This window comes from Aquirufa echingensis, assembly GCF_042714525.1.
Lineage (GTDB): Bacteria > Bacteroidota > Bacteroidia > Cytophagales > Spirosomataceae > Aquirufa > Aquirufa echingensis.
In genome coordinates this window covers 133785-149355 of record NZ_JBBKYA010000004.1, presented here as the reverse complement: position 1 = coordinate 149355, position 15571 = coordinate 133785, and the positions used below count along the sequence as shown (strand labels likewise).

Here is a 15571-nt window from a genome sequence, read left to right as displayed (position 1 = left end):
CTTATCTACTTAAATACAAATTACGTTCCCCGTAAACCTTACGGAAGAAATCATCTTTCAAATCATCAATGAAGTAAATCGCTTCACCCGTCGACTTCATCTCAGGTCCTAATTCCATATTCACATTCGGGAATTTAGAGAACGAGAATACCGGAATCTTTATTGCATAGCCTTTCTTCACCGGTTGGAAATTGAAGTCTTTCACCTTCTTATCTCCCAACATCACCTTCGTCGCATAATTCACATAAGGCTCTTGATATGCCTTGCAAATAAATGGCACGGTACGTGATGCACGTGGATTCGCTTCAATGATGTACACAACTTCATCCTTCACAGCAAACTGAATATTTAACAAACCTTTGGTTTTCAAAGCCACCGCGATTTTGCGCGTATGATCTTCGATTTGTTTCATGACATTGTCCGACAAATCAAATGGAGGCAATACAGAGTGCGAATCCCCTGAGTGAATTCCTGCTGGCTCAATATGCTCCATCATACCGATGATATACACATCTTCTCCATCACAAATCGCATCCGCCTCCGCTTCAATCGCGTTCTCCAAGAAATGATCCAATAAGATTTTATTTCCAGGGATATCACGTAAAATATCAACAACATGTTGCTCCAATTCTTGCTCGTTAATCACGATTTTCATCGACTGACCACCCAAGACATAAGAAGGACGAACCAATAATGGATACCCTAATTCACGACCTAAAGCCACGGCATTATCAGCATCTTCACAAACACCAAATTTCGGATAAGGAATTTCCAAGTCTTTCAATAAGCTTGAGAATGCACCACGATCCTCCGCCAAATCCAAAGCCTCATAAGAAGTACCTATAATTTTAATGCCGTATTTCGATAACTTTTCAGCCAATTTCAAAGCCGTTTGGCCGCCTAATTGAACGATAACCCCTTCCGGTTTCTCATGTTGAATAATGTCATACACATGCTCCCAGAACACAGGCTCAAAGTATAATTTATCCGCAATATCAAAGTCGGTAGACACCGTCTCCGGATTCGAGTTGATCATAATCGTCTCATATCCTGCCTCCTTCGCAGCCAATACCCCATGAACACATGAGTAGTCAAATTCAATTCCCTGACCGATCCGGTTGGGCCCTGAACCTAACACAACCACTTTTTTCTTAGTCGTTACCTGCGATTCATTATCCAACACATCCGTTCCCACTTGTCCGAAAGTTGAGTAGTAATAAGGTGTCTTGGCTTCGAATTCCGCCGCACAGGTATCGACACATTTGTAAATACGTTTGATGCCCATCGCATTACGCTTGTCGTAAACCTCTGATTCAAGGCAACGTAACGTGTGTGCAATTTGGCGATCCGCAAAACCTTTATGCTTCGCTTCTTCCAATAATTCTTTCGGAATATTTGAGATCGTGTATTTCTCTATCTCACGTTCTACACGTACTAAATCTTCAATTTGATTCAAGAACCATTTGTCGATTTTCGTCGCTTGCTGAATCGTTTTGAACGAAATACCCATTTTAAAGGCATCGTAGATATGGAACAAACGATTCCATGATGGATTTGCCAACGAGTGCATAATCGCATCTTGGTCGCGTAATTCCTTGCCATCCGCTCCCATACCATTCCGCTTAATCTCTAGAGATTGACACGCTTTTTGTAAGGCTTCTTGGAAGTTGCGGCCGATACCCATGGTCTCACCCACCGACTTCATTTGAAGTCCTAATGTACGGTCAGAACCTTTAAATTTATCAAAGTTCCAACGTGGAACCTTCACAATCACGTAATCCAAAGCCGGCTCAAAATACGCCGAAGTTGTACCCGTAATCGCATTCGTTAATTCATCTAAATTATAACCAATCGCCATTTTCGCGGCAATTTTTGCAATCGGATAACCTGTTGCTTTCGATGCAAGCGCAGACGAACGTGAAACACGAGGGTTAATTTCAATGGCAATAATCTCATCCGTTTCAGGATTCAATGAGAACTGAACATTACAACCTCCCGCAAATTGACCAATAGCATTCATCATATTGATGGCCATGTCACGCATGCGTTGGTAAATCGTATCCGGCAACGTCATGGCAGGAGCCACTGTAATGGAATCTCCCGTGTGAATACCCATCGGATCAAAGTTCTCAATCGAACAAATGATAATGACGTTTCCTAAATTATCCCGCAATAATTCTAATTCATATTCTTTCCAACCCATAATGGATTGCTCAACCAATACCTCATGCGTAGGCGAAGCATGCAAACCTTTATTCAAAGCCGCATCAAAATCTTTGGGATCATTAACAAATCCTCCACCCGTTCCACCTAAGGTAAACGAAGGGCGAATAACCAATGGGAAACCTGTCTCTTGCGCAATCTCTTTTCCCTCCAGGAATGAACGTGCTGTACGACCTTTACAAACACCAACCCCAATTTCCAACATCTTCAAACGGAACTTCTCGCGATCTTCCGTCGTCTCAATCGCCGCAATATCAACACCGATAATCTTCACCCCATATTTTTCCCAAATCCCTGCCGCATCACAGTCGATCGCCAAGTTCAAGGCCGTTTGGCCACCCATGGTAGGCAAAACTGCATCAATCTTGTGATTTTCTAAAATGTGAATAATCGAAGCCTTCTCTAAAGGTTTCAAGTACACATGATCCGCATTCATCGGATCCGTCATGATGGTTGCTGGATTTGAGTTGATCAAGATTACTTCAATCCCCTCCTCCCGTAAGGAACGAGCGGCTTGAGAACCAGAATAATCAAATTCACAGGCTTGACCAATGACAATAGGACCAGAACCAATAATTAGGACAGATTTAATCGACGAATCTTTAGGCACGAGATGGTTTAATTTTAAGAGTAATGATTAGCAATTTGTGAGCTCTTAACACTAGGCTCAAAAATTGTACAAAATTAGGGCTTTACACCCGAAATGTGAAGCGTTTTTTAAAATAAAATTCTCGAAGACAATCCAGCCAAAAAATCCCTTATTTTTGACAATTAAAACCTAAAATCGTGCTAAAAATCTTGGTGGCCTTCGATGAAAATCGGGTAATTGGAAAAAACAATACGTTGATTTGGCACTTACCTGCCGACTTGAAGCGTTTCAAAGCATTGACAACCGGCCATGTCATCATCATGGGCCGCAAAACGTTTGAGTCCATTGGAAAACCATTACCGAATCGCACAACGATTGTGATCAGTCGGCAGGCTGACCTACAAATCGAGGGCGTAATCATCGCCCATTCCGTCGAAGAGGCCATTTTAAAAGCCAAATCAATCACGCGTGAAGACATTTTCATTGTGGGTGGAGCTGAGATTTATGCACTTAGTTTAGCTTTGGCAGATCAAATTTTAGTGACGCAATTGCATGATATCTTCGAAGGCGACGCTTACTTTCCCGAAATTCCCGTGGCATCTTGGGAAATCACGGAAAAAGAACGGGGTATCACCGACGAAAAAAACGCCTACCAATTCAGCTACATCACCTATACGCGCAAATGACCCATCAAATTCTCCTAAGCGAATCAGCTTTGTCGATCGATGAAACGTATTCCTACCTGCAAGACCCAGAGGCAGGTGGAATTTGTCTATTTGTGGGAACGATAAGAAACAAGAATCAAAATAAAGAAGTCGAACATTTAACCATGGAAGCCTATTCGGCCATGGCCAAAAAACAAATGGAACGTATCGCCAAAGAAGCGGCGGAAAAATGGCCCATTCGTAAAATCAGTGTGGCGCATCGAACCGGGAAATTAGAAATCGGAGATATTGCAGTGATTATAGGCGTTTGTTCTGTACACCGATCGGAGGCTTTCAAAGCTTGTGAGTGGCTTATCGATACCTTGAAACAAGAAGTTCCCATCTGGAAAAATGAATTTTATGCGGACGGCTCTGCTTGGCTCGTTCCCCATCCTTGATCGACCATCAAATTACAGCCACGGATTTCTGAATTATCAAATCGGCCTAATACCTTAAATCGGATACCATCTTCTTCTAAAGCCCCCAAATCGCGCGTCTCGATAAAAGGGCATGAATCGATATTAGCCAAATCGATGATTTGAATTCCTCCTACACGGCCCGGCTTTGTCACTTTAGCAAAAGGGTCAGTCACCTCACGCAATTGAACACGCATGGAAACCCCAGGTGTAAAAATTCCGTCTGTGGACGCATAGGCTTGCGAGAACAATTCAGTCATGCCATATTCTGAGGCAATTTGATCAACGCCCATGGATGTTTTCAAAAATTCATGTACCCGCTCCCGAATCCATTCCTCTCGTCGGCCTTTCATCCCCCCGGTCTCCATGACGATCAGTCGGCCAGCATCAACCGCCTCTTTCCAAAAGGAAAAATCTTGCCCTGAATCAACCCAGTCCAATAAACCAAAAGTCACTCCCATGACCCAAATTTTACGATCGGAGAGCAAGGCTTTATTGATTTGAGCTACCAGCTCCTCGTATTGATTTAGGAAAAAACCAGAAGTGGGCGAACCCGATTCCTTGATGAAATAATCCATCATGAAGACCAAAGACGAGGTACTTCGTTCTAAATAAGAGGGTAAAAGCGCAAAAATATGGTAATCCGACAGCGGACCGTATTGCGATTCAAAAATGCGTTTGGATTGTTGTTGGTAAAATTCAGGATCACAAACGGGATGTTTAGAAGGAATTTGACCCGTTGTCCCCGAACTTTCAAAATCAAATAACACCGAGCCAAAACCCGTTTGAACACGGTGGCTTTTAAAAAGCTCAATAGGCAAAAAAGGAATATCACGAATAGACTTAACGGCCTGCGGATCGATTTGAAGTAGATCAAGATATTGCTTGTACAAAGGATTATAGGTCCACGTAAATCGAAACATATCCAAGGCAATGGACTCAAAATCCGCATCACACATCGATAGAACCTTATTTCTCAGTTCTAATCGCCAAGACTCCCACATGTTCAATTCAGACCCCATGGCTTTTTTTGAATAATCATACAAAATTAAACCAAATCATTAACTTTACGAATTATGACATGGGGCTTTCGCATTTTGGGAATTATTGTTTTTGCCGCTGGACTTCTTTCTTGCCTGAAAGAACCTCAATGGAGCTTAACTCCTTCCATCAGTTTTAGTCAAATTCAAAAAATCACCAAAACAAGTAATGATGGATTTGGCGGAAAAGCCAAAATTGATTCCGTTGTCATGTCCATTCATTTTCAAGATGGAGATGGCGATTTAGGAATCACGCAAGCAGACCTAAAAGCAAACCCCACGAAATACAAGGATTTTCGCAATTTTGAGGTCAATGTTTTGCTTCAAAAAAATGGCAAATTTGTCCCTGTTACCTTCAGTCCTAGTTTAGGCGGACTCATGAATTTCAAATTCAACGCGGATCAAAAACCTGGCCCGATTGAAGGAACCGTTGACTATTCAACCCAATTCGTCTATGCCTTTTACAAAGGTTATTCACCCCTTTTTACCCCGAAAAACGACACCCTGAAATTTCAAATTTACATTCGAGATAACGCATTACAAACAAGCAATGTGGTGGAAACCGACCCCATTGTCATTTTTCAAGATTAACCTACTTCCAACAAACAATGAAGATCAAACAACTACTTGTAGGATTCCTATTATTAGGCTCAACCGCAGCATTTGCACAAAAAGACATCTCGCTTGAAGATATTTGGGCAAAGCCCACTTTCCGACAAAAAAGCATTCAAAACCTCAATTGGTCACAGGATGGGCAATCGTATTTGGAATTAAAAGAAGGAAAAATCCTTAAATACAATATTTTAGACCCAAGCAAATCAGAAACTCTTTTCGACGAAGCGATTCACAAAACAGGTACGGGAGGAACGATTCATGTGCAACAGTTTTCTTTATCCGCCGACGAACAAACCATTTTAATTGGAACAGCATCAGAGGCCATCTACCGCAGAAGTTCGAAGGAAACGAATTACATCTTTTCTCGGGCAAATAATTCACTTCGTTTGTTATCGCAAGGCGGGAAACAAATGCATGCAACTTTATCGCCAGATGGAAAACGTGTAGCATTTGTGCGAGATAACAACTTATTCTGGACAGACATTGCCAGCGGAAAAGAAACCGCGATTACGACGAACGGCAAATTTAATCACATCATCCATGGATCATGTGACTGGGTGTATGAAGAAGAATTTTCGTTTGCGAAAGCGTTTGCTTGGTCGCCCGACAGCAAAAAAATCGCCTTCTACACCTTTGATGAAAGCCAAGTACCCGAATACAACATGCAAATGTGGGGAGATTTATATCCGAAAGATTACCGCTACAAATATCCCAAAGCAGGCGAAGCCAATTCCATCGTGAGCCTTTCTGTGACTTTGTTGGATGAAAACAAAATACAGACAATCCCTGTAGGCCCAGAAAAAAACCAATACATACCACGTTTGAAATGGACAAAAAATCCAGATATAGTAGGTTTTATTCGTTTGAATCGCCTTCAAAACCACATGGAATTATTGCATTACAGCATCAGCAAAGCAAGCAACAGCTTAATCTATGAGGAACATGCAGAAACATCCATTGAAATAGAGGCCGTAGGAAATGATTTCACCTATTTAAATGATGGAAAAACGTTCATTTTCAGCTCGGAACGCAGCGGATTTAAACATCTATACCAAGGTGAAATTGCAACGGGAAAATTCAGCCCGATTACATCAGGAAACTGGGAGGTAGATGACTTATACGGATACAATGAGAAAACGAAAACCTTGTATTTTAATTCCACAGAGGTCAGCCCGATAGGCCGACAAGTCTATTCGATCAAATTAGATGGCACAGGTAAAAAAGCAATTTCAATCTTAGCAGGAACGAATTCAGCAAGCTTTAGCACTGACTTTTCTTATTACATTCTAAACCACAGTTCGGCGAAAAAACCGTTAAGTATCGCTTTATATCATGCGACAAAAGGTTTAGTTCGCGAGTTAGAAGACAATCAAAAATTACAAGCGCAGATTACGGAATACCAAATTTCACCACGCGAATTCTTTGAAATTCCATTGGCGAATGGTGATCATTTGAACGCGTACTGGATTAAGCCGGCCAACTTTGACCCGAACAAGAAATACCCTGTTTTGATGCATGTATATGGCGGCCCTGGGAGCCAACAAGTATTGGATTCTTATCCGGGTGCTGATTTTTACTGGTATCAAATGTTGTTGAAAAAAGGCTATTTGATTTATTGCGTAGATAACCGCGGAACCGGTGGCAGAGGGGTCGCTTTCAAGAAAATCACTTACCAAAACCTAGGCCGAATTGAGGTACAAGATCAAATTTTCGCTGCTAAATTCATCGGAAACCTTCCTTATGTAGACGCAAGCCGCATCGGTATTTGGGGCTGGAGCTATGGAGGATTTATGTCGTCCAATTGCTTGATGCAAGGAGCAGATGTATTTAAAGCTGCGATTTCGGTTGCACCGGTGACCAACTGGCGTTTTTACGATTCAATTTACACAGAGAGATATCAGCGTACGCCACAGGAAAATCCAACAGGCTATGATGAGAATTCACCTGTATACCATGTCAACAAGTTGAAAGGCAACTTACTATTAGTTCATGGAACGGGCGATGACAACGTACATTTTCAAAATGCAGTGGCATTAGAAGACGCCCTAATTAAAGCAAATAAGCAATTTCAAACATTCTATTATCCAAACCGCAACCATGGCATTTCCGGTGGAAATACACGTTTACACTTGTATAATATGTTGACAAATTTCTTAGAGAAGAACTTATAGATTTTTAAGTTCTTGGTAAATCGTTTCGGTCAGTCGGTAAGTCAACATCCGTTGGTCTTTCTCGTCCGCTTGAATATCGAGCACCTGCTCGCCAGGAAATACGAGTCCGAGTGATTTATTTAGTCCGTCAATTAATTTAGCCCTGAATTGTCTTTGCGATTCGGGGCTACTTTTATGTTTGCCAAAAAAGGCGACAATTTGATGTCCGGATACATGCCCTTGTCGGTAATTCAAGCGAAGGAAATCCAAGAATTGTTTTTCATTAGGCCCAAGAAGCATGCGTAATTGACTCCTTTTTTTTCGACGTTTTAGTGAAATAAGAAAACGTAATACAAAAAATACGACTAGGACCCCAAGGACAATGAGTGAAAAATCTTGCATGGTGTCAACCATGGGCCTTTCCATGATGGGACCTAGGTATTTACTTTCAGCGAGTAAGGTGTTGATGGAAACTTCAGCGATTTGATAGGAACCATAAGGATAGGTTTCTTGTGCTTGAGGCAAAAAGATCGCGTTCTTATTTGTGTAAACGCTATATAATACCCCTCGCTCCTCAATAAATTTGCGAATTTGGAACCGAGCGGGATTTGTCCACAAATAGGCTTTAAATGAATCTCTTACATCAATGATATAAAGTAAATCATGGTTGTAATTGGGGATGTTGTGATTGGGCGAAATTACAATGTATCGACCCATTGCCAGCAAGAAATTACTGCTTTCTCCCGACATGAGCGTTCGCAACAAGGGTTCGTAGACCTCTCCTAGTTTATTGAATTTTTTATCTGAAAACTGATAATCATAGATCGAATAATCGAATTCTGTAACATCTGCAGATTCAGTTTGATTGATTCGATGACTACCCAATACAATGAATCGATCCTCGTCAGGAAGATAAACAGCTCTTTTCTTGTGAATGGCTTTGGGGATGGGGCCACCAGCTAAAATATGGGTCCATTCTTTGGAAACGAGATTAAATTGCGTCATGATGTTGGTCGACTGCCAAAACCCATATCCACCAAAACTATAAATGGTATCTTTACGCGCAAATTGTACCGCTTGGCAATTTGCTCCTCGGTAAAAAGTTAGATCCTCACGTTTGATTGTTTTTGTGGCCAAATCAAAATAATATACTTGCCCGCTGCACTCCATGACCAAATATGTTCCTTGATGACCTTTAATTTTCATCGGATTGATGGCATCTGCATTCGCGTACAAATCAAGCGCTTTTACATCGACAAGATTCACAACACCCAAATCTTGCCATAGGCCTTTTGCATTGGATTCATACAAATGATTCGCAACGAAATCGATTTTATAACAAGTTCGAACGCCAGGTTCGCGCCATGAAAAAACCTGTGCATGAAGCGAAATGGCGCAGCTTAACAGAAAAAATAGAAGGGAAAGTTTTGAACTAAATCGCATGCAATGAATTATCAATACCCCAAAAATGCATTTTTTTTATACAAAAATTGAATATTGTTTAGGTAAGGGCACAAAAAATGTAGTAATTTTGTCCTTAAGCTATATAAAATAGCGCAAAACTATTCGATTTATGACATTACACCGCGAAGGAAAATCATTATTAATCAGTTCTTTACTTATCGTTTTAGTGATTAATGGGCTAATCGCTTATTTTTTCCCAGGGCAAGTCTATTTACGCGAAGCTGTAGTCATAGTTACTTCGCTTTTCTTTTTAATTATCTTACAATTCTTCCGTGTACCGAAGCGTCACACGGAAATCAATCCCAAACATATCATTGCTCCAGCAGATGGCAAGGTTGTTGTGATTGAAGAAGTAGAAGAACCCGAGTATTTCAAAGGCAAAAGAAAGCAAGTATCGATCTTCATGTCACCGATCAATGTGCACGTGAATTTCAATCCAATTTCAGGGATCGTAACTTATTTCAAATATCATCCAGGCAAATACTTAGTTGCTTGGCATCCTAAATCAAGTACAGAAAATGAGCGCACAACCTGTGTCGTGAAGCACGAAAATGGTACGGAAGTTTTGTTCCGCCAAATTGCCGGCGCGCTTGCGAAACGTATTTGCTGGTATGTCAAAGAAGGTGACCAAGTAATACAGGGTCAAGAATTCGGCTTCATTAAGTTTGGAAGTCGTATTGATATCTACTTACCCTTAGATGCAGAAATTTGCGTGAATATTGGGGATAAACCGGTAGGAAGCGAAACGGTTATTGCCAAGCTTCGCTAATCAATCCAAGAATTTTCTCGAGACCTTTTTGGTCTACAACTGAAAAGTCGTTGAGCAAATCTGAGTCGACGTCTAGCACCATCGTTACGTCACCAGCCTGATTTTTTACGGGTAATACAATCTCTGATTGGGATGCAGAAGCGCAAGCGATGTGTCCTGGAAATTCTTCCACATCTGGTACAATCACCGTTTCAGCAATCGTATACGCATGACCACATACTCCTTTGTGAAAAGGAATGCGCGTGCAGGCAACGGGACCTTGAAAGGGCCCTAAAACCAATTGATTGTCTTTAACTAGGTAGAAACCCACCCAAAAAAATCCGAAAACTTCTTTAATCGCTGCAGCAATGTTTGCGAGGTTTGCAGTCAGGTCATTTTCTCCCGCAACAAGGCTTTGAATTTGTGGAAAAAGGGCTTCATATTGCTCCTTACGAGAACCTTTGGGGATAATTAAATCTTCAGCCATTTTAGAAATAACGTTTTAAATAAGAATCAGCGGCCGTACTTAACCATGAATCGCGGTATTGTTGGACCGTCTGCAAAAGTGGAGTGATAATTTGATCGTCCCGAGTCAAATTCCCTGCCTCAACCGCAGCTTTCAATTGGCCTAAAGGAAACAATTCCATTTGTTCATTTCTCACGACTGCCACGTCTCTACTGAAAAAATCAACCAGCAAGGCATCGCCTAAGTCCTTAAACCAACGAGTCGATGCATCAATGGAACAGCCCGAAGCGGCATTCATAGCTTCATTTACAGCTACGATGATGACTTGATTGTATTTGATTTCAAACGAAGCTTGCAAAGGTGCACCATGTGCTTCCCAAACTTGGCAAGATTGTGCTAATGTTTGCTTTATTTGATCGAGTTCCTGTGCTTGTAGGCTACGTGAGGCTTGATAAACCCAAATACGTGCCTGAGCTGGCATTTCTTGAAATGGTATATACATTTTATTATAAACTTTGCTGAATTAATTCAGCTAGATCGACTACTTGGATTTCGTGTTCTTTGCCAGATTTGTTCAAGCCATCTTGAAGCATCACCATGCAGAAAGGACATGCCAAAGCTACTTTATTTACACCAGATTCTAGTATTTCACCTGTACGTTTTACTTGAACATCTTCCGTTCCTGCCTCAGGTTCCTTGAATACTTGTGCGCCACCCGCACCGCAACAAAGGCCTTTGGTCCGACAACTTTTTAATTCTTTCAACTCTTTTTTCAATCCCGTGATGATTTCACGCGGTGCTTCAAAAATCCCATTGCCACGCCCTAAATAACATGAATCATGAAATGCGATAGTTTCTTTTTGCTCGTTGAACTGAATTTTTCCTGCGGCTAATAAATCGGCCAATAACTGACTATGGTGGATAACTTCATAGGTGCCACCTAGAGATGGATATTCGTTTTTCAAGGTATTAAAGCAATGCGGGCATGCAGTTACAATTTTTTGAACACCGTATATATTCAACACTTCGATGTTTTGCATCGCCTGCATTTGAAACAAAAACTCATTGCCCGCGCGTCTAGCCGGATCACCCGTACAAGCCTCCTCCGTTCCAAGTACAGCAAATTTTATTCCTACATGGTTCAGAATTTCTGCCAATGCACGAGTCACTTTTTTGTGTCGGTCATCAAACGATCCTGCACAACCTACCCAAAATAATAAGTCGGGACTCTCCCCTTTTGCGGCCCACTCGGCCATGGTTGTCACTTGTAAATCCATGATTATTTCTTTTTCGCTTGTGCACGCATTTGTTCAACGGTTAATCTGCTTCCATCATCGCTCCAACCCGGAGGGCCAAACAGGTACCCTGCTACTTGTTTGATACTTTTGGCATGTACTAAATCCTTCCAGATTTGTACCCATTCGTAAAAGGCAATTTTGGCGGGATTATAACTTTCAATTTGTTTTGTTAAGCCATAATGCGGGCGGTCATTCTCCGACTGGAAAGAACCAAAAATCCGATCCCAAATAATCAAAACACCGGCATAATTCGTATCTAAATAATCTAAATCTGTTCCGTGATGCACACGGTGATGCGACGGCGTATTGAAAAATTGCTCGAACCAATTGGGCATTTTTTGAATGAATTCGGTGTGAATCCAATACTGATACAGCAGGCTGGTTTGTTGGAAAAAGAATACGATAAACGGGTGCACGCCCAACAAAGGCAACCAGGCCCAAAACAGAAATCCGCCCGTTAAATTACCCGTCCAGGTTTGACGTAAAGCAGCTGCCAAATTATATTTCGGGGAAGAATGGTGCACCATGTGTGAAGCCCAATAAAATCGAACTTCATGCGAAATGCGGTGTACCCAATAATAAGTCATGTCTTCCGCTAAAAATGCAAATACCCAAACCGGCCACCAATTGAATTGAAAATCGGCCAAACGCCAATGGTCATATACATAGAAATAGGTAACGTATGCAAGGCTTTTGGTAATCATACCGACAGCTAAATTCCCTAGTCCAAGCCCAATGGAAGTTAGGGAATCTTTAGCCTCAATAAAATCACGGTGTTCTTTATATGCCAGCCACGATTCGAATAAAACCGTTAGGAGGAAAAAAGGCACCGCATATAAAATCAATTGTGGGGTCATAGCTTGTGGATAAAATCAAGGGACGCTTGAATGGGCAAATCAACGCGTTTCCCTAGGATATCAGAGGTAATAACGTGGTAACCCGACAAAGGAAATGCCTGTTCTTTTTTAATTTTACTACCCAGTTTAGGGAACATATCACGCATGGCTTGCACGGAAACGACATTATCTTGATGCGTTTCATCTTGGTAGTAATAGCCTAAAAATACAGGAACCTTCACCTTTTCAAATGTTGCATCCGTCATTTCATGCGTTAAGAAATTTTGAATTGCGACGACACCTTCCAGGCGATAATGCAAGCTCCAAAAATTCTTGTGTCCAGAGCTAACCGATGGAATGTCGCGGAAATCAGAACGCATCACCGCGCGCGCCAATTGCAATCCCCAAGGATTATCAACCAATGGCGCTGTTGGATCTTTAATCGCAATACACGGCCCATACAACATCAAAGCCTTTATTTCTGGGTGTTTAGTCGCAAGAACCAAGGACATTGCACCTCCGAAAGAAGTACCTAAAACGATAACTTCATCCCCTAATTTTTTCGCGAGAGCATAGTAGTTTTCGACGCTTTGATAGAATTTATCAGCACTTGCCTTCGCCATGGTGGAGTCCGTAGGGAATTCTCCATGGTCTTCGATACGAGCTAAAACTAGATTCGCATGCAAGGATTTTGCAATGGCTTTGTGCAAAGGATTTCCTTCCATAGGCGAAGCGGAGAAACCGTGAACATAAAGCACAACGGTTTTCGTCTTTTGGGGATTTGCCGAATCCGCGTAGATGATTTGCCCCTCATTATCTGGCTTCAAATTGCCATTTTGGGCTTCTTTTGCTTGTAAGAATGAGGTAATGGCTGCAGGTTCGTTCGGGATATTGGTCCATGACGGTCCAGGCAACGTGGGCGCATCCGGATGTGGCCCTACGGCGTACAAGGCTACTAAAACAACAAGAACGATTAGTGTTTTTTTCATGATTTGGCCCAGTTTAAACGGTCACTTGGATTGAATTTCCAAGGAGCTTGATTGGTTTCTATGTTGGCAAACATGGCATTCCACGCACCAGGGGCGTCGGACTGTTCCATGATTTGGTAGCGACGTAATGCCAAAATAATTTCTAGTGGGGATAGCTGAATCGGACAGGCTTCAACACAGGCTTGACAAGTGGTACAAGCACGTAATTCTTCAGCTGAAATGTAATTACCCAACAAAACATTCGTGGAATTAGGGTCCTTTTGTAACTCCTCCATACGATCGCGCGTGTCCATCATGATCTTACGTGGAGACAAGGCTTTGCCGGTTTGATTCGCTGGGCATTGTTCCGTACAGCGCCCGCATTCCGTGCAGCTGTAGGCATCTAACGCATTCTTGATTGTTAAATCCTTAATGTCCTGTGCCCCAAATTTTAAATCCGGATTACTTGGTTCACCTGGTTTACCGAGCATGATGTTTACCTCATTCGTTACATGGGGCATGTCAGACATTTGAGCACTTGATTCAATATTCGAATAATACACCGCAGGAAAGGCGAAAAAGATATGCAAATGCTTCGAATAAGTCACATATAGCGCGAACGACAAAATTCCAATAATGTGAATCCACCAAGCTACTTGTTCTATGCTATGTAGGTTTTCGTTAGGCAACCAGGACTTAAGGTGTTTTGAAATGATGAAGGATTGCTCGGGGTCAGCTGCGTTCATCAAGTATAAGGCACTCATGAGGACCAATTCGATGATTAGAATTTGTAGGGCGTCTTTTACGGGAAAGCCTTGTAATTCGCGGTGGCTTGCAGCGTCCAGTCGTTTGATACTTTTGCTTAATCGACGGGCTATAAATACGACACATGCCACGACCACCCCGCCAGCGAGTATTTCAAAAAAATTGATAATTACGGGGTAAAGATTTCCTAAAAATGGAGCGAAAATTCGATGCGTTCCGAGGATTCCATCGAGGATAATTTCTAGAATTTCAATGTTGATTAGGATGAATCCGAGGTAAATTAATAGGTGCATTGCCCCTACAAAAGGCTTCTCAAACATCTTCTTTTGCCCCAATGCAAGCAACAGAACACGTTTCCAGCGTTCCTTTGAATTTGTAATGTGTATAGGTTTTGCTAGGTGTATGGTTTTTGCAATTTGTCCAAAACGCCGGGCGATCAGATAGCCCATGGCTAGTAGGATGGCGATGAAGCTTATTTGAGTCATGTTGATTGTGTTCGGGGGTAAACGCTGCCGGGGTCTGCGACCCCGGCAGCGTTACCAAAATCCATCACCAAACTACCTCAAATTCATGAGAGAAAAAAATCAAAATCATGATAATTTTTATCTATTTATTTCAATCAAGTGAAAAACCATATTCCGAATTTCAATGAAAAAAAAGATGAAAAATTTCACTGAACCACTAATCGAAAATAAGGTGTTCCACATTTATACCCGCGGTATTGATAAAAAACCCATATTTCTTTCAGACAAACATTACAGATCATTTCTCTGGAAGTACCAAAAGAAGGTTAGTCCCTACGTAGACACCTATGCATTCTGTTTATTAGGAAACCATTTTCATTTGCTAGTCCGCATTAAAACCTATGAAGAAATTGATAAACTGACTGACCTAAAACTTCTACCTAAACCCAAGGGTCGCGTTGGGCTTTTCATAAGTCGAACATTAGGAAATATCATGAACTCACATGCACAAATGTTCAATCGAGCAACGGATCGAACTGGCGGATTATTTGAATCACCCTTCAGAAGAAAACCTGTGGAATCCTTAATCTACCTGACGCATTTAATCAAATACATCCATTTAAACCCCGTAAAGCATGAAATTTATGGAAACTATGAATTCTATCCATACTCGTCATATCAGGAGTATTTAAAATTTAAACCTAGAATTATCAACAAAAAAGAAGGACTAAACTTTTTTGGCAACCAGGCAATATTTGAAAAATTTCACGAAACGGATACTTCCACTGAAGAAAAGATATCCAAGATATTGATAGAATAATTTTG

At 41.5% G+C, this 15571-nt stretch carries 15 protein-coding genes; 6 read left to right on the top strand and 9 right to left on the bottom strand.

The genetic code is table 11. The annotated features are described in order from the left end of the window. Nucleotide 1: 1 nt before the first annotated feature. Nucleotides 2-2833, bottom strand: coding sequence for a carbamoyl-phosphate synthase large subunit (carB, locus tag SKC38_RS08640; protein WP_377976736.1), 2832 nt, complete (start codon nt 2831-2833; stop codon nt 2-4). A 176-nt stretch (nt 2834-3009) separates the two neighbouring features. On the opposite strand from carB, the gene SKC38_RS08635 reads away from it, so the two are divergent. After that, the gene (locus tag SKC38_RS08635; RefSeq protein WP_377976735.1) at nt 3010-3498 is read left to right on the top strand and encodes a dihydrofolate reductase; all 489 of its coding nucleotides are present in this window, start codon (nt 3010-3012) and stop codon (nt 3496-3498) included. Next, nucleotides 3495-3914 (top strand): molybdenum cofactor biosynthesis protein MoaE, encoded by a 420-nt coding sequence (locus SKC38_RS08630; protein ID WP_377976734.1) that lies wholly within the window; start codon nt 3495-3497, stop codon nt 3912-3914. Before SKC38_RS08635 ends, SKC38_RS08630 begins: the two co-directional genes overlap by 4 nt. Here the strand turns inward: SKC38_RS08630 and SKC38_RS08625 are convergent. Continuing rightward, entirely contained in the window at nt 3875-4978 is a 1104-nt protein-coding gene (locus SKC38_RS08625; protein WP_377976733.1) for a LuxE/PaaK family acyltransferase, read from the bottom strand. The two genes, SKC38_RS08630 and SKC38_RS08625, sit on opposite strands and share 40 nt — an antisense overlap. 30 nt (nt 4979-5008) lie before the next feature. Between SKC38_RS08625 and SKC38_RS08620 the strand changes: the two genes are divergently transcribed. Together SKC38_RS08620 and SKC38_RS08615 are read left to right on the top strand one after the other, a co-directional pair. Beyond that, on the top strand, nt 5009-5563 hold the full coding sequence (locus SKC38_RS08620) for a hypothetical protein (RefSeq protein WP_377976732.1): 555 nt from the start codon (nt 5009-5011) through the stop codon (nt 5561-5563). A gap of 17 nt (nt 5564-5580) precedes the next feature. After that, nucleotides 5581-7758: a S9 family peptidase gene (locus SKC38_RS08615; RefSeq protein WP_377976731.1), complete on the top strand. Its 2178-nt coding sequence runs from the start codon at nt 5581-5583 to the stop codon at nt 7756-7758. On the opposite strand, the gene SKC38_RS08610 is transcribed toward SKC38_RS08615, so the two are convergent. Beyond that, nucleotides 7753-9180, bottom strand: a complete 1428-nt coding sequence (locus SKC38_RS08610) for a tRNA wybutosine-synthesizing protein 4 beta-propeller domain-containing protein (protein ID WP_377976730.1) — start codon at nt 9178-9180, stop codon at nt 7753-7755. The two genes, SKC38_RS08615 and SKC38_RS08610, sit on opposite strands and share 6 nt — an antisense overlap. Before the next feature lie 130 nt (nt 9181-9310). Between SKC38_RS08610 and SKC38_RS08605 the strand changes: the two genes are divergently transcribed. Then, the gene (locus SKC38_RS08605) at nt 9311-9970 is read left to right on the top strand and encodes a phosphatidylserine decarboxylase family protein (RefSeq protein WP_377976729.1); all 660 of its coding nucleotides are present in this window, start codon (nt 9311-9313) and stop codon (nt 9968-9970) included. Here SKC38_RS08605 and SKC38_RS08600 read toward each other — a convergent pair. Genes SKC38_RS08600 through SKC38_RS08575 form a run of 6 tightly spaced genes read right to left on the bottom strand, consistent with a single transcriptional unit; the run spans nt 9951 to nt 14767 of the window. Then, nucleotides 9951-10436 (bottom strand): GAF domain-containing protein, encoded by a 486-nt coding sequence (locus tag SKC38_RS08600; RefSeq protein ID WP_377976728.1) that lies wholly within the window; start codon nt 10434-10436, stop codon nt 9951-9953. The genes SKC38_RS08605 and SKC38_RS08600 overlap by 20 nt on opposite strands. Before the next feature lies 1 nt (nt 10437). Beyond that, nucleotides 10438-10917 (bottom strand): hypothetical protein, encoded by a 480-nt coding sequence (locus SKC38_RS08595; RefSeq protein WP_377976727.1) that lies wholly within the window; start codon nt 10915-10917, stop codon nt 10438-10440. A gap of 4 nt (nt 10918-10921) precedes the next feature. Next, nucleotides 10922-11692 (bottom strand): (Fe-S)-binding protein, encoded by a 771-nt coding sequence (locus SKC38_RS08590; protein WP_377976726.1) that lies wholly within the window; start codon nt 11690-11692, stop codon nt 10922-10924. A 2-nt stretch (nt 11693-11694) separates the two neighbouring features. Further along, nucleotides 11695-12570, bottom strand: a complete 876-nt coding sequence (locus SKC38_RS08585) for a sterol desaturase family protein (protein WP_377976725.1) — start codon at nt 12568-12570, stop codon at nt 11695-11697. After that, on the bottom strand, nt 12567-13538 hold the full coding sequence (locus tag SKC38_RS08580; protein ID WP_377976724.1) for an alpha/beta hydrolase: 972 nt from the start codon (nt 13536-13538) through the stop codon (nt 12567-12569). Before SKC38_RS08580 ends, SKC38_RS08585 begins: the two co-directional genes overlap by 4 nt. Continuing rightward, nucleotides 13535-14767 carry a 4Fe-4S dicluster domain-containing protein gene (locus SKC38_RS08575; RefSeq protein ID WP_377976723.1) on the bottom strand — a complete coding sequence of 411 codons (1233 nt, stop codon included), beginning with the start codon at nt 14765-14767 and terminating at the stop codon, nt 13535-13537. Before SKC38_RS08575 ends, SKC38_RS08580 begins: the two co-directional genes overlap by 4 nt. Before the next feature lie 175 nt (nt 14768-14942). On the opposite strand from SKC38_RS08575, the gene SKC38_RS08570 reads away from it, so the two are divergent. Further along, on the top strand, nt 14943-15566 hold the full coding sequence (locus SKC38_RS08570; RefSeq protein ID WP_377976722.1) for a transposase: 624 nt from the start codon (nt 14943-14945) through the stop codon (nt 15564-15566). Nucleotides 15567-15571 lie beyond the last annotated feature (5 nt).

Excerpts from the sequence above, each read along its gene's own strand:
- SKC38_RS08595 (WP_377976727.1), bottom strand. The coding sequence starts at position 10,917 with ATGTATATACCATTTCAAGAAATGCCAGCTCAGGCACGTATTTGGGTT.
- SKC38_RS08615 (WP_377976731.1), top strand. The coding sequence starts at position 5,581 with ATGAAGATCAAACAACTACTTGTAGGATTCCTATTATTAGGCTCAACC.
- SKC38_RS08610 (WP_377976730.1), bottom strand. The coding sequence starts at position 9,180 with ATGCGATTTAGTTCAAAACTTTCCCTTCTATTTTTTCTGTTAAGCTGC.
- SKC38_RS08630 (WP_377976734.1), top strand. The coding sequence starts at position 3,495 with ATGACCCATCAAATTCTCCTAAGCGAATCAGCTTTGTCGATCGATGAA.
- SKC38_RS08605 (WP_377976729.1), top strand. The coding sequence starts at position 9,311 with ATGACATTACACCGCGAAGGAAAATCATTATTAATCAGTTCTTTACTT.
- SKC38_RS08600 (WP_377976728.1), bottom strand. The coding sequence starts at position 10,436 with ATGGCTGAAGATTTAATTATCCCCAAAGGTTCTCGTAAGGAGCAATAT.
- SKC38_RS08585 (WP_377976725.1), bottom strand. The coding sequence starts at position 12,570 with ATGACCCCACAATTGATTTTATATGCGGTGCCTTTTTTCCTCCTAACG.
- SKC38_RS08570 (WP_377976722.1), top strand. The coding sequence starts at position 14,943 with ATGAAAAATTTCACTGAACCACTAATCGAAAATAAGGTGTTCCACATT.
- SKC38_RS08575 (WP_377976723.1), bottom strand. The coding sequence starts at position 14,767 with ATGACTCAAATAAGCTTCATCGCCATCCTACTAGCCATGGGCTATCTG.
- SKC38_RS08580 (WP_377976724.1), bottom strand. The coding sequence starts at position 13,538 with ATGAAAAAAACACTAATCGTTCTTGTTGTTTTAGTAGCCTTGTACGCC.
- SKC38_RS08620 (WP_377976732.1), top strand. The coding sequence starts at position 5,009 with ATGACATGGGGCTTTCGCATTTTGGGAATTATTGTTTTTGCCGCTGGA.
- SKC38_RS08590 (WP_377976726.1), bottom strand. The coding sequence starts at position 11,692 with ATGGATTTACAAGTGACAACCATGGCCGAGTGGGCCGCAAAAGGGGAG.